The organism is Phreatobacter sp. (genome assembly GCF_016793595.1).
Taxonomy (GTDB): domain Bacteria; phylum Pseudomonadota; class Alphaproteobacteria; order Rhizobiales; family Phreatobacteraceae; genus Phreatobacter.
The window spans coordinates 349058-363054 of the sequence record NZ_JAEULY010000009.1 but is presented as its reverse complement, the minus strand read 5'-3'; the positions used below and the strand labels follow the sequence as shown (position 1 = coordinate 363054).

The 13997-nt window shown below is 66.9% G+C and carries 13 protein-coding genes; 7 read left to right on the top strand and 6 right to left on the bottom strand.

Features of this window, described 5'->3' with window-relative positions:
* Window positions 1-62 precede the first annotated feature (62 nt).
* On the bottom strand, window positions 63-2738 hold the full coding sequence (gene topA / locus JNK84_RS12770) for a type I DNA topoisomerase (RefSeq protein WP_293424945.1): 2676 nt from the start codon (window positions 2736-2738) through the stop codon (window positions 63-65).
* Window positions 2739-2943: 205 nt separating this feature from the next.
* Between topA and JNK84_RS12765 the strand changes: the two genes are divergently transcribed.
* Window positions 2944-3246 (top strand): hypothetical protein, encoded by a 303-nt coding sequence (locus JNK84_RS12765; RefSeq protein ID WP_293424625.1) that lies wholly within the window; start codon window positions 2944-2946, stop codon window positions 3244-3246.
* Here JNK84_RS12765 and dprA read toward each other — a convergent pair.
* The 4 genes from dprA to JNK84_RS12745 all read right to left on the bottom strand — a co-directional run bounded on the left by dprA (window position 3210) and on the right by JNK84_RS12745 (window position 7314).
* On the bottom strand, window positions 3210-4346 hold the full coding sequence (gene dprA, locus JNK84_RS12760) for a DNA-processing protein DprA (RefSeq protein WP_293424623.1): 1137 nt from the start codon (window positions 4344-4346) through the stop codon (window positions 3210-3212). The genes JNK84_RS12765 and dprA overlap by 37 nt on opposite strands.
* Window positions 4343-4960, bottom strand: a complete 618-nt coding sequence (gene plsY / locus JNK84_RS12755) for a glycerol-3-phosphate 1-O-acyltransferase PlsY (protein WP_293424621.1) — start codon at window positions 4958-4960, stop codon at window positions 4343-4345. Before plsY ends, dprA begins: the two co-directional genes overlap by 4 nt.
* 97 nt (window positions 4961-5057) lie before the next feature.
* Window positions 5058-6356, bottom strand: coding sequence for a dihydroorotase (locus tag JNK84_RS12750; protein WP_293424619.1), 1299 nt, complete (start codon window positions 6354-6356; stop codon window positions 5058-5060).
* A 7-nt stretch (window positions 6357-6363) separates the two neighbouring features.
* Window positions 6364-7314, bottom strand: a complete 951-nt coding sequence (locus JNK84_RS12745; protein ID WP_293424617.1) for an aspartate carbamoyltransferase catalytic subunit — start codon at window positions 7312-7314, stop codon at window positions 6364-6366.
* Between the two features lie 187 nt (window positions 7315-7501).
* Here JNK84_RS12745 and JNK84_RS12740 point away from each other — a divergent pair, with 187 nt between their 5' ends.
* A complete protein-coding gene (locus JNK84_RS12740) occupies window positions 7502-7714 on the top strand; it encodes a YgaP family membrane protein (RefSeq protein WP_293424615.1) in 213 nt (70 codons plus the stop codon).
* Window positions 7715-7717: 3 nt separating this feature from the next.
* Complete coding sequence (locus JNK84_RS12735) at window positions 7718-8233, top strand: RNA polymerase sigma factor (RefSeq protein ID WP_293424613.1); 516 nt, start codon at window positions 7718-7720, stop codon at window positions 8231-8233.
* A 13-nt stretch (window positions 8234-8246) separates the two neighbouring features.
* Here JNK84_RS12735 and JNK84_RS12730 read toward each other — a convergent pair whose 3' ends face one another.
* Window positions 8247-8903, bottom strand: a complete 657-nt coding sequence (locus JNK84_RS12730) for an alpha/beta hydrolase (RefSeq protein ID WP_293424611.1) — start codon at window positions 8901-8903, stop codon at window positions 8247-8249.
* 233 nt (window positions 8904-9136) lie between these two features.
* Between JNK84_RS12730 and JNK84_RS12725 the strand changes: the two genes are divergently transcribed.
* The 4 genes from JNK84_RS12725 to sufD all read left to right on the top strand — a co-directional run bounded on the left by JNK84_RS12725 (window position 9137) and on the right by sufD (window position 13995).
* Window positions 9137-10288, top strand: a complete 1152-nt coding sequence (locus JNK84_RS12725) for a cysteine desulfurase family protein (RefSeq protein WP_293424609.1) — start codon at window positions 9137-9139, stop codon at window positions 10286-10288.
* Window positions 10289-10337: 49 nt separating this feature from the next.
* Complete coding sequence (gene sufB, locus JNK84_RS12720) at window positions 10338-11810, top strand: Fe-S cluster assembly protein SufB (protein ID WP_293424607.1); 1473 nt, start codon at window positions 10338-10340, stop codon at window positions 11808-11810.
* Window positions 11811-11878: 68 nt separating this feature from the next.
* Entirely contained in the window at window positions 11879-12640 is a 762-nt protein-coding gene (sufC, locus tag JNK84_RS12715; protein WP_293424605.1) for a Fe-S cluster assembly ATPase SufC, read from the top strand.
* Window positions 12641-12648: 8 nt separating this feature from the next.
* On the top strand, window positions 12649-13995 hold the full coding sequence (gene sufD / locus JNK84_RS12710; protein WP_293424603.1) for a Fe-S cluster assembly protein SufD: 1347 nt from the start codon (window positions 12649-12651) through the stop codon (window positions 13993-13995).
* Window positions 13996-13997 lie beyond the last annotated feature (2 nt).

Sequence of the window (13997 nt, the reverse complement as noted above, 5' to 3'; positions counted from 1 at the left end):
GCGAGGCCTGAAGGCTATCGTATCGGGGATGCGAGCGAAACGACCAAGGCGGCAGGGCCGCCTCAGTCCTTCGGAGTGGCTTTGGCCGCCTTGGCTTTCGCGGTCTTGGCCTTCGGCTTTGCGGCCGCCTTTGCCTTGGCCGGCTTTTCCGCGGTCGCCTTGGCGCGCGCCGGCTTCTTGCCCTTGCCGCTGACCTCGGCGCGGGCCGCCAGCAGCGGAACCGCCTCGTCCATGGTCAGGTCATCCGGGTTCTTGCCCTTGGGCAGGGTCGCATTGACCGAACCGTGCTTCACATAGGGACCGTAGCGTCCGGCCATGACGGTGACCGGCCCGCCGAGGGTCGGATGCTCTCCGAGCGAGCGGCCAGCAGGGGCAGCCCCGCCGCGGCCAAAGCGCGCCTTCGCGCCGGATTCCTTGGCCACGACCAGATCGATGGCGCGGTTGGCGCCGATCGCCAGCACGTCGTCGTCCTTCTCCAGATTGGCATAGGTGCGGCCGTGCTGGACATAGGGGCCATAGCGCCCGATGCCGACAAGGATCGGCTCGCCGCTTTCCGGGTGCTTCGCCACCTCTTTTGGCAATTCCAGCAGCGCCAGCGCCCGTTCGAGGTCGAGACCCGCCGGCGTCATGCCCTTGGGCAGCGACGAGCGTTTGGGCTTGTCGCCCTCGCCAAGCTGCACATAGGGGCCGAAGCGGCCGTCGCGGACGGTGACTTCGAGGCCGGTCTGCGGGTCCTCGCCGAGGCGGCGGGTGCCATCGGCAGACGCGCCGGCAGGGCCGTCGCCAGTGCCGTCGGCGGGTGCCGACAGCTGGCGGGTGTAGCGGCATTCCGGATAGTTCGAGCAGCCGATGAAGGCGCCGAACTTGCCGAGCTTCAGCGACAGCGCGCCCGTGCCGCAGGTCGGACAGATGCGCGGGTTCGAGCCGTCGGCCCTGTCCGGGAAGATGTGGGGCCCGAGGCTGTCGTTAAGCGCGGAGAGCACGTCGGAGACGCGCAGTTCCTTGGTCTCGTCGATGGCGGCGGCGAAATCGCGCCAGAAGTCGCGCAGCAGCGCCTTCCAGTCCAGCTCGCTGTTGGAGACGAGATCGAGCTTCTCCTCCAGCGCGGCGGTGAAGCCGTACTCGACATAGCGGGCGAAGAAGTTCTCGAGGAAGGCCGTGACCAGGCGGCCCTTGTCCTCCGGAACGAGCCGCTTCTTGTCGATGCGGACATATTCGCGGTCCTGCAGCGTCTGCAGCGTCGCGGCGTAGGTCGAGGGACGGCCGATGCCGAGCTCTTCCATGCGCTTGACGAGGCTCGCTTCGGAATAGCGCGGCGGTGGTTCGGTGAAGTGCTGGCTGGCGGCAATCGCCTGCTTGGCCAGCTTCTCGCCCACCGTCATGGCGGGCAGGCGCTTGGCGTCCTCGTCCTCGCTCTCGTCGTCGCGATCCTCGGTGTAGAGAGTGAGGAAGCCGTCGAATTTCACAACCTGGCCGGTCGCGCGCAGCTCCAGCTTGCGGCCGAGGGACGAGCCGAGGCCGCCGACGGTCGCGAGGATGTCGACCGTGGTGCGCTCAAGCTCGGCGCTCTCCATCTGAGAGGCGACGGTGCGCTTCCAGATCAGCTCGTAGAGACGGGCCTGTTCGGGTTCGAGGAATTTGGCGACATCGCGCGGATGGCGGCGCACATCGGTCGGGCGGATGGCCTCGTGGGCCTCCTGCGCGTTCTTCTGCTTGGATGTGTACTTGCGCGGCGCTCCCGGCAGGTAGCGGGCGCCGAAATCCTTGCCGATCAGATCGCGGATGCCAGCGATCGCCTCCGGTGCGACATCGACGCCGTCGGTTCGCATATAGGTGATGAGGCCGACCGTCTCGCCGCCGATGTCCGCGCCTTCATAGAGGCGCTGGGCGACCTGCATGGTGCGGTTCGGTGCGAAGCCGAGCTTGCGGCTCGCCTCCTGCTGGAGCGTCGAGGTCGTGAAAGGCGCGTAGGGGTGGCGGCGGGCCGGCTTCGCCTCGACCTCGGACACCGCGAAATGCGCCTCGTTCAACGCCTTCTCGAAGGCGCGCGCCTCATCCTCGGTGCCGACGTCGAGCCGCTGGATCTTCTTGCCATCGGCGCCGACGAGCCGCGCCTCGAAGCTCTCGTTGCGCGGGGTCGCGAGGGTCGCCACCAGCGACCAGTACTCCCGTTTCCTGAACCGCTCGATCTCCGCTTCGCGCTCGCAGACGAGGCGCAGCGCCACGGACTGCACGCGGCCGGCGGAGCGGGCGCCCGGCAGTTTGCGCCAGAGCACGGGGGAGAGACGGAAACCGACGAGATAGTCGAGCGCGCGGCGGGCGAGATAGGCCTCGACCAGCGCGTCGTCGATGGCGCGCGGAGCGGCCATCGCGTCCTGCACGGCCTGCTTGGTGATCGCGTTGAAGGTAACACGCTCCACCGGCATGTCCTTCAGCACGCGCTTGTCGCGCAGCGCCTCAAGGAGGTGCCAGGAAATGGCTTCGCCCTCGCGGTCGGGGTCGGTGGCGAGGATCAGCTTGTCGGCACCCTTGACCGCCTTGGCGATCTCCGTGATGCGCTTGGCGCCGCGCCCGTCCGCCTCCCAGACCATCGCGAAATCGGCGTCCGGGTCGACCGAGCCGTCCTTGGGCGGCAGGTCGCGGACATGGCCGAACGAGGCGATGACCTCATAGTCAGAGCCAAGATATTTGTTGATCGTCTTCGCCTTGGCCGGCGATTCGACGATGACGACATTCACGCCCACGCGCTTGTGCCCCTGAAAATCCACGGCAAACCGATGATGCGGTGCCGAAAGTCGGCGGGAACATGGGCACAAGGCCGCCCCAAGTCAAATAGCTCGGTATCTGCGCGTTATAATTGTATTTTATATTGACTTATATCCAGGATTGCAAAAGACTTCTGGACTTGGCGATACGCGCGTCGCCAAGAGGCCGGGAGGGAGCATGCCTGCAAGTCATCAGCGGCCCGTGCCGCGTGTGGCGGGCAAGCCACTGCCCGCCGCGGCGCGGGCGGCCGCGTTGGCAGCACCGGACAGGGCAGACCTTGCGGCCTATATCGGCAACCTCGCAACGGAGCTTGCCAATCTCGCGCGCACCGCCGATCTGCGCGCGCTCTACTATCTGTTGGACATGGTTCGGCTGGAGGCGGAGCAGCAGCACGCGTTCCTCGAGGCGCGACGGGCGCCAGAGAGCGAGAGCCAGGGCGGCGATCAGGCCAGCGACACCCGCCCTGCTGCATCGCGATGAAGCCGGCCGGCAAGCTCCAGCTCAAGAAGCAGCACCCGTACGGCGGCGACCGGCAGGCCGGAGGCGCGCACGAGGTCATCGACTGCCGCCGGCACCGGCCCGAGCAGCATCGCGAGTCTGTCGCGGGCAGTCTCGCCGGGATCGGCAGGCGTGAGCGGGGCGCCCTCATCGGGTGCCGGCTCCGCGACGCCGTGGCCGAGGATCGGCTGAAGCACCGCGAGGATGTCCTCCACCTCGGTGACCAGCACGGCGCCATGCTTGATGAGGCGGTTCGTGCCGGCGGCGCGCGGATCGAGCGGCGAGCCCGGCACGGCGAAGACCTCGCGGTTTTCCTCCAGCGCCATGCGGGCGGTGATCAGTGATCCCGAGCGGTCGGCCGCCTCGACCACCACCACGCCGAGCGAGAGACCCGCGATCAGGCGGTTGCGGCGCGGGAAGTCGCGGGCGCGGGGTTCATGGCCCATGGGCATTTCGCTGATCACGGCGCCCGCCCGGACGATGTCATCAGCAAGCGGGGCGTGCTCGGGTGGGTAGATTCTGTCCTGTCCGCCGGCCAGAACGGCGACAGTGCCGGTCGCGAGCGAAGCCTTGTGAGCGGCTGCGTCGATGCCACGGGCCAGCCCCGAGACGGTCGTGAAGCCGGCCTCTCCGAGCCCCTGTGCCAGGATCGCCGCCATCTTGAGTCCTGCGAGCGAGGCGTTGCGCGAGCCGACGAGGCCGATCATGGGGCGCTCGAAACAGGCGCTGCCGCCCTTCAGGGCAAGGAGCGGCGGGGCGGAGGCGATGCGGCGCAAGCGGTCGGGATAGTCAGGCTCGCCCAGCGCGACGAAGCGAACGTCATGGTGGGACGCCACCATCATTTCCCGCTCGGCGTCCGCCTGGCTGGCAATGCGGATCGTGCGCCCGCCGCCGCGCCGCGACAGGTCGGGCAGGGCGTCGAGCGCCGCGGAGGCACTGCCGAACATGTTCAGGAGTTCGCGGAAGGTGCGTGGCCCGACATTCTCGGAGCGGGCGAGGCGCAGCCAGTCGAGGCGCTGGCGATCCGTCAGGCGGATCGCCGCTACGGGGCGAGCGAAAAGATCGTCGCCCCCGGCATTCATGCGGGCGGCGGCGCCGACTTCTCGCCGATCCGGCTCTCGGTGCCGGCAAGGAGCTTGGCGATGTTCTGGTGGTGTTTGAGGAAGACGAGGATCACCATGGCCGCGACCGCGAGCACCAGCAGCCGGGGCTGGCCCATGGCCAGCACGACGACAGGCACGGCGAGGCTGGCCGTGAGGGCCGCGAGCGACGAATAGCGGAACGCATAGGCCATCGCGAGCCAGACGAGGGCGAACGCGATGAAGGCCGGCCAGTGCAGCGCCAGCAGCACGCCGAGGAAGGTGGCGACACCCTTGCCGCCCTTGAAGCCGAGCCAGACCGGGAAGACGTGGCCGAGGAAGGCGGCGACGCCCGCGATGACGCCGAGATCCCATCCGAAGCGGGCCGCGACCAGGACCGCGACCGTGCCCTTCAGTCCGTCGAGCAGCAGTGTCGCCGCGGCGAGCCCCTTGTTGCCGGTGCGCAGGACGTTGGTCGCGCCGATATTGCCGGAGCCGATGGAACGGATGTCGCCCATGCCGGCGGCGCGCGTCAGCACCAGGCCGAAGGGGACCGAGCCGAGCAGGTAGCCGAAGGCGGCAGCGGCGAGAATGGCGGGAAGGGATGAGGCGAGCATGAATGCGGAACCCTGCAGGAAGGTACCACGCTAGAGCATTTTCGGGCCAAGTGGGTACCGGTTCGCGTGAAGAAAATGCGGCAGGCCGGCAACGGCTTCAACCGTGCACGGTCCGCCCGGCAACGAGAGTTCTGACCACGCGGCCGGTCATGCGCGCTTCGTCGAAGGGGGAGTTCTTGCACTTGGAGTGCAGGTCGTCGCGGTCCAGCACCCAGGGCTCGTCGAGGTCGATGACGATGAGGTCTGCGGGCGCGCCGCGCGCCAGCGTGCCGCCCGGCAAGCCGAGGAGTTTTGCCGGCGCAGTGGACAGCGACTTCAGCAGCGCCGGAAGCGGCACGAGACCGGCATGATGCAGGCGCAGCGCCGCCGGCAGCATGGTCTCCACGCCGACGGCACCGGGGGCGGCCTCGGCGAAGGGCAACCGTTTGGTCTCGACGTCCTGCGGGTCGTGGTCCGAAACAATGATGTCGACCAGTCCGTCGGCAATCGCATCGGCAAGCGCGAGGCGGTCATCCTCGGTACGCAGCGGCGGCGACAGCTTGCAGAACGTGCGGTAGCTGCCGATGTCGTTCTCGTTGAGCGTCAGGTGATTCACCGTGACGGCAGCCGTCACCGGCAGGCCCTCGTTCTTGGCCCGCGCGATGATGGCCAGCGAATCCCGGCAGGTGATCGAAGCGGCGTGGTAGCGCGCGCCGGTCAGCTTCACGAGGCGCATGTCGCGTTCGAGCATGATCGTCTCGGCTTCCACCGGAACGCCCCCGAGGCCGAGGCGCGAGGAGAACTCGCCCTCGTTCATCACGCCTTCGCCGATGAGGTTCGGGTCTTCGGTGTGGTGGACGATCAGCGCGTCGAAATCGCGCGCATAGGTCATGGCCCGTCGCATGACGAGGGCGTCGGTGACGGAGCGGGCTCCGTCGGTGAAGGCGACGGCGCCGGCGGCCTTCAGAAGGCCGAACTCGGTCATCTCGCGGCCGGCGAGCTTCTTGGTCAGAGCCGCCATCGGATGCACCCGCACGATACCGGTGTCGCGCGCGCGCCTGAGCAGGAAGTCGACGATGGCGGGATCGTCGATCACCGGTTCGGTCGAGGGCTGGCAGACGATGGTGGTGACGCCGCCGGCAGCTGCGGCCTTCGTGGCCGAAGCAATGGTCTCGCGGTATTCGTAGCCGGGCTCTCCGACGAAGCAGCGGATATCGACGAGGCCGGGGGCGACGACGCGGCCTTCGCAATCAATGATCTCTATGCCTTCGGGGAGGCTGTCGGGTCGCGGCTCGGGGCTCCGGTCGCGGATCACACCGTCCTCGACCAGCAGGCTGCCGGGCCTGTCGGTGCCTTCGGCCGGGTCGATCAGGCGGGCATTGGCGAGGAGGAGGGGGCGCGGGTCGGTCAGCGGCATCGCGCCCTCATGCGTTTGGCAGGTTGCGGGCGAGGGCTTCCAGCACCGCCATGCGCACGGCGACACCCATCTCGACCTGCTCGCGGATAAGCGACTGCGCGCCGTCGGCAACGGAGGTCGAAATCTCGACGCCGCGGTTCATCGGGCCGGGATGCATGACCAGCGCGTCGGGCTTGGCGTAGCGGAGCTTCGCCTCGTCCAGACCGTAGAAGTGGAAGTACTCCTGCACCGAGGGCACGAAGGAGCCGTTCATGCGCTCGCGCTGGAGGCGCAGCATCATGACGATATCGACGTCTTTCAGCCCCTCCTTCATGTCGCGGTAGACCTCGACGCCGAGGCGCTCGGCGGAGGCAGGCAGGAGGGTCGATGGGCCGATGGCCCGCACCCGCGCCTGCATGGCGTTGAGCAGGATGATGTTCGAGCGCGCGACGCGGGAATGCAGGATGTCGCCGCAGATGGCGACGGTGAGGCGCTCCAGGCGCCCCTTGTTGCGGCGGATGGTGAGGGCGTCGAGCAGGGCCTGTGTCGGGTGCTCGTGGGTGCCGTCGCCGGCATTGACGACCGAGCAGTCGACCTTCTTCGACAGCAGTTCCACCGCGCCCGATGCCGCATGCCGCATGATCAGGATGTCGGGATGCATGGCATTGAGGGTCAGCGCCGTGTCGATCAGCGTCTCGCCCTTCTTGATCGAGGACTGCGCCACGGACATGTTCATGACATCGGCACCGAGGCGCTTGCCGGCCAGTTCGAACGAGGACTGGGTGCGGGTCGAGGCCTCGAAAAACAGATTGATCTGCGTTCGCCCGCGCAGCGTCGTGCGCTTCTTCTCCACCTGCCGGTTGAGCGTGACGAATTCCTCGGCGAGGTCGAGGAGCCCGGTGATCTGGTGGGGAGAAAGGCCTTCGATCCCGAGCAAGTGCCGGCGGTTCAGCACGAAGGACGAAGGTGCGGAGGTCATAAGCTCCGGGCTTTAAGGGGAGTCGATGTTCCCCGCAAGGCCGCTGCCGCAAGCGATAGGGGATATCGCGCAGTGTCGGCATTTCGTTTCCTGAAAAAACGCGGAGCGCGACGAATCCTTTTCGCGCCGCGCGCCCTCTCAGCAAGCAGGACCGCCGATTTCCGGCGTCCGCTATGGAGTCGGGATCATGGCTTTCTACCGGAAGAACATCGGCAGCGCGCAGCAGGTCGTCAGGATCGCCGCGGGATTGGCGGTCGGGCCCGCCGCACTCTGGTATCTCGGTGGCGCGGCAGGCTATGCCGGGCTAGCCGGCGGGCTGATGTTCGCCGCAACGGGTATTGTCGGCTACTGCCCGATGTGCGCGGTCGCGGGCATCGGGAGCAATCGGGATCGGGCCTAGGTCATGGCTGTGGCGGTTTCGGCGGCGACATTCGAGGCGGCCCGGCTGGGCGATCAGGACGCCATTGCGCAGTTGATCGACCTGGCACTGCCGGATATCCGCCGCTATGCCCGGCGCGCCTGCCGCACCTCGGCCGATGCGGAAGATGCAGCGCAGGAAGCACTGTGGCTGCTCGCGCGAAAGGTCGGGGCAATCCGGTCGCTGCAGGCGATTTCGGCCTGGCTGTTCGCGGTCGTCCGGCGCGAATGCCAGCGACTGGCGCGGCTTGCCGGCATCGGCGCGGCCGACGCGACGGTGCCGGACGAGGCGCGGCTCGACCGCTCGGACGCAGATCTCAGGCTTGACCTCGCCGCCGCCATCGAGGCGTTGCCGCAAGGCTATCGCGACATCGTCCTGCTGCGGGATGTTCGGGAGCTGACGATCGACGAGATCGCCGGAGCGCTGGGTCTGACGCGGCAGGCGACCAAGGCGCGCCTTCATCGGGCGCGCCTGCTGCTGCGGGAGTATCTGGTGATATAGGCGGTGGACGCGGTTACTCCGCCGCGTCCTTCTTGCCCAGCCGCTTGTCGAGATATGCGCCGACCACGTCCATCAGCGGGTCGACGGTGTTTTCGAAAAAGTGGTTGGCGCCCGGTACCACCTGCTGCTCGATGACGATGCCCTTCTGCGTCTTGAGCTTCTCGACGAGGCCCTGGACGGCGGTTATCGGCACGACGGCGTCCTTGTCGCCGTGGACGATCAGGCCCGATGACGGGCAGGGGGCGAGGAAGGAGAAGTCGTAGAGATTGGCGGGCGGAGCAATGGAGATGAAGCCCTCGACCTCGGGACGGCGCATCAGCAGCTGCATGCCGATCCAGGCGCCGAACGAGAATCCGGCGATCCAGCAGGTGCGGGCCTCCGGGTTGATCGCCTGCGCGTAGTCGAGGGCGGATGCCGCGTCCGACAGTTCGCCGACGCCGTGGTCGAAGGAACCCTGGCTGCGGCCGACGCCGCGAAAGTTGAAGCGCAGTACCGAGAAGCCGCGGTTCACGAACTGATAGTAGCAGTTGTAGACGATCTGGTTGTTCATCGTGCCGCCGAACTGCGGATGCGGATGCAACACGATGCCGATGGGGGCAGAGCGAACCTTGGCGGGATGATAACGGCCCTCGATCCGGCCGGCCGGACCGTTGAAAATCACCTCAGGCATGGAAAATCCTCGTCATTGCCCCGGCCGAGCAAACATTGCACTGCAATGCGCTCGATTTCGACGGATGTCTTTTCTTGACAGGTCAACCGTCGGGCTCTAGTTCTTAGAATTATTCTAAACAGAGCCGCCGCGCTGCCAAGAAGGGCGCTGGTGGTCCTGCCGCGTCGGGATCGGGCCTATAACACGATCCCGGCACGAAAAGCCAAGGTTTTCCGACGGGGTGTTCGAGCGCCATGACGCGCGCCTATCTCGATCACAATGCGACATCGCCGCTCCGGCCGGAGGCCCGCGAAGCGATGGTCGCTGGCCTGTCGGTGGCGGGCAATGCCTCGGCGACGCATGCGGACGGGCGGGCGGCGCGGCGCATTATCGAAGGGGCGCGTGAAGATGTCGCTGGCCTGGTGGGGGCGGAGGCGCGCTGCGTCACCTTCACCTCCGGCGGCAGCGAGGCGGCGGCGACGCTGCTCGCGCCAGGTTTCATCGGCAAGATGGGGCAGACGGGCCACCGGACGCTGATCGTATCCGCGGTCGAGCATTCCTGCGTGCTGGCGGGGGGACGGTTTCATGCCGATGCCGTCCATATCTGCCCGGTAGGAGCTGGTGGGACGGTCGATCTGGCGGCGCTCGAGCGGCTTCTCGAAGCTTCCCCGGCGCCCGCGCTGGTGGCCGTCATGGCGGCGAACAACGAGACCGGCGTGGTTCAGCCACTCGATGCGGTGCGCCGGCTGTGCGTCGCCCATGGGGCGAGCCTGGTGGTCGATGCCGTGCAGGCGCTGGGCAAGCTGCCGCTGGACCTCTGGACCCTCGGCGCGGATGCGATCTTCGTTTCCGCCCACAAGATCGGCGGTCCGCAGGGCGTCGGCGCGATCATCCGCGGGGCGGAATCGGTCGATATCGAGCGCCTCGTCAGGGGCGGCGGGCAGGAGGGCCGTTTCCGCGCCGGAACGGAAAATCTTGCCGGCATTGCCGGCTTCGGCGCGGCGGCCAGGGCCGTTGCTGGTTCGATCTATGCCGAGATGCAGCGGCTCGGTGCCCTCCGGGACTGGCTGGAGGGGCAAATCGTCACTATTTCAGGGCAAAGCCGCGTTGTCGGCTTGCCAGCAGGGCGGCTGGCGAATACCAGCCTCACCGTGCATCCCGGCCTTGACGGCGAGACCACCGTGATCGCGCTCGATCTTGCGGGCGTATCGGTCTCGACCGGATCGGCCTGTTCCTCCGGCAAGGTCGCGCCAAGCCACGTGCTGGCGGCGATGGGGCTGGAGGGCGCGGAGGCGAAATCCGCGCTGCGCGTCACTCTCGGATGGTCGACCAGCCGCGAGGATGTGGAGCGTTTCGTGAATGCCTTTTCGGCCCATGTCGGGAAGGTCGCGGCCCGCGCCGCGTAGATGTGAGACCCGCGGCCCTTGAAGCCGCGCGGATGAGAAGGAGAGACCCATGCCCGCGGTTCAGGAAACCGTCGAACAGGTCCGATCGATCGATGTCGACCAGTACAAGTACGGGTTTTCGACCGAGATCGAGATGGAACTGGCGCCGAAGGGCCTCTCCGAGGACATCGTGCGCTACATCTCGGCTCGCAAGAACGAGCCGGAATGGATGCTGGAATGGCGGCTTGACGCCTATCGGCGCTGGCTGACCATGCGCGAGCCGGAATGGGCGCGCGTCGACTATCCGAAGATCGACTTCCAGGACATGTACTATTATGCCGCGCCGAAATCGAACCCGGCGCCGCAATCGCTGGACGAGATCGACCCGGCGATCCTCGAGACCTACAAGAAGCTCGGCATCCCGCTCCGCGAGCAGGAAATCCTCGCCGGCGTCGCGCCCGAGAACCGCATCGCCGTCGATGCCGTGTTCGACAGCGTCTCGGTGGTGACGACGTTCAAGGAGGAGCTGAGGAAGTCCGGCGTGATCTTCTGCTCGATCTCCGAGGCGCTCCAGGAGCACCCGGACCTCGTGAAGCAGTATATCGGCTCGGTCGTGCCGACCACCGACAATTTCTACGCGACGCTGAACGCCGCAGTCTTCTCCGACGGTTCGTTCGTCTACATTCCGCCGGGCGTGCGCTGCCCGATGGAGCTGTCGACCTATTTCCGCATCAACGAGCAGAAGACCGGCCAGTTTGAGCGCACGCTGATCATCGCCGACAAGGGCGCCTACGTCAGCTATCTCGAAGGCTGCACGGCGCCGATGCGCGACGAAAACCAGCTGCATGCGGCGGTGGTCGAACTGGTGGCGCTTGATGATGCCGAGATCAAGTACTCGACCGTCCAGAACTGGTATCCGGGCGATAGCGAGGGCAAAGGCGGCATCTACAACTTCGTCACCAAGCGCGGCGACTGCCGGGAGCCGCGCTCGAAAATTTCGTGGACGCAGGTCGAGACCGGCTCGGCGATCACCTGGAAATATCCGAGCTGCATCCTGCGCGGCGACGATTCACAGGGCGAGTTCTATTCGATCGCCGTGTCGAACGGCGCCCAGCAGGTCGATTCCGGCACCAAGATGATCCATCTGGGCAAAAACACCCGCTCGCGGATCATCTCCAAGGGTATCTCTGCGGGCAAGTCGCAGAACACCTATCGCGGCCTCGTCTCGGCCCATCGCCGCGCGACCAACGCCAAGAACTTCACGAACTGCGACTCGCTGCTGATCGGCAACAAATGCGGCGCGCATACCGTGCCCTATATCGAGAGCAAGACGGCCTCGGCGGTCTTCGAGCACGAGGCGACCACCTCGAAAGTGTCCGAGGATCAGATGTTCTACTGCATGCAGCGCGGGTTGACGCAGGAAGAGGCCATCGCGCTGATCGTCAACGGCTTCGTCAAGGACGTGCTCCAGCAACTCCCCATGGAGTTCATGGTGGAGGCGCAGAAGCTGATCGCCATTTCGCTGGAAGGCTCGGTCGGCTGATCGCCGGCCCTTCGCCCTGACATCGCGGGCCGCGCACGGCTCCGCCCCATTCTTGTACGGACCACCCCATGTCGCTCCTTGAGATCAAGAACCTGACCGCCAAGCTCGCCGACGAGGACAAGCAGATCCTCAACGGGCTGAACCTCACCGTCGAGAAGGGGCAGGTCGCCGCCATCATGGGCCCGAACGGCTCGGGCAAATCGACGCTCTCCTACGTGCTCGCGGGCCGCGAGGATTACGAGGTGACCGACGGCGAGGCGCTGCTCGACGGCGAGAATATCCTCGAATTGGCTCCGGACGAGCGGGCGGCCAAGGGCCTGTTCCTCGCCTTCCAGTATCCGATCGAGATTCCCGGCGTCGGCCAGATGACCTTCCTGAAGGCTGCCATCAACGCCCAGCGCAAGAAGAACGGCCTCGGCGAGATTTCGACGCCCGAGTTCATCAAGCTGGTCAACGGCAAGGCCAAGGAGCTCGGCATCTCCCAGGACATGCTGCGCCGCTCGGTCAATGTCGGCTTCTCCGGTGGCGAGAAGAAGCGCAACGAGATCCTGCAGATGTCGCTGCTCGCTCCGAAGCTCGCCATCCTCGACGAGACCGATTCCGGCCTCGACATCGACGCGCTGAAGATCGTCGCGGACGGCGTCAACGCCATGCGCTCGCCCGACCGCGCCTTCGTGGTCATCACCCACTACCAGCGCCTGCTCGACTATATCCGCCCGGACGTGGTCCACGTCATGGCGGGTGGCCAGATCGTCAAGTCCGGCGGGCCGGAACTGGCGCTGGAGCTGGAAGCCAAGGGCTATGCCGACATCGTCGGCAAGGCCGCGTGAGGAAAGCCATGAACGCGGTTACCCCCATCCGCACGGCGGCCGAGCAGTCGCTGATCAGCGCCTATGCGGCGCTGCGTGCCGCCGGCGCGCCCGCGCCGTCGGTCGAGGACCTGCGCGCGCAGGGCTATTCGCGCTTCGAGGCTTCGGGCTTGCCGCACCGGCGGGTGGAAGACTGGAAGTACACCGACCTGCGCGCGATGATGCGCGAGGCGAAGCCGCTGGCGCAGGCGGCCGATGCCTCGACGCTGCTCGCCGCCAAGGTCGCGGTCGGCAATATCCCGCGCATCGGCGGCAGCCGGCTGGTGATGGTCGACGGCTTCTATTCGCCGGAGCTTTCCGACACCGGGACGCTGCCTGACGGCGTCAAGGTGACGCCACTCAGCTCCGCCATCGTCGGCCGCCCGGAGATCGCATCTCGGCTCGCGGGCAGCGCCGCGGCGCAGGCCAACGCGGCCTTCGCCCTCAATGCCGCCTTCCTGACCGACGGTCTCGTCATCGAGATCGCGGCGGGCACCAATGTCGGCCACGTGCTCGACCTCATCTCGATCACCTCGGCGGGCGAAGCTCGGCTGATCAATACCCGCGTGCTCGTGCTGGTCGGTGAGGGCGCTTCGGCCGGCATTGTCGAGACCCATGTCGGCCCTGCCGGCACCGACTACCAGAAGAATGTCGTGCTGCAGGTCGTCGTCGGCGACGGCGCGACGCTGGAGCACGGCCGTCGGCAGATCGAAGGCAATGAGGCGCTGCATCTCGCCACCCTCGATGCCGATATCGGCGCCGACGCGCATTTCGACACGCTGACGCTGACCACTGGCGCCGCCGTCTCGCGCAGCCAGCTGTTCACCCGCTTCGTCGGGGAGAACTCCAAGGCGACGCTGCGCGGGGTCACCATGCTGCGCGGCCGCCAGCACGCCGACACCTCGCTGCTGATGGACCATGCGGTGCCGCACTGCGAAAGCCGCGAACTCTACAAGCACATCCTCGACAACGAGGCGCATGGCGTCTTTCAGGGCAAGATCATCGTCCAGCCGGAAGCGCAGAAGACCGACGGCCGCATGATGAGCCAGACCATCATGCTCGCCGAAGGCCCGGCCATGGACAACAAGCCGGAGCTGGAGATCTTCGCCGACGACGTCGCCTGCGCCCACGGCTGCACCTGCGGCGAACTGGACGCGGACCTGATGTTCTATCTCAAGGCGCGCGGCATCCCGCACAAGGAGGCCGAGGCCCTGCTGGTGGAGGCTTTCGCGCGCGAGGCCATCGAGGATTTCGGCGAGGGTCCGCTCGGGGTCGTGGAGGAACTCCGCGAGGCCATGCTGACGACCATCCTCGACTGGATGCGGGCGAGGGGCTGAAC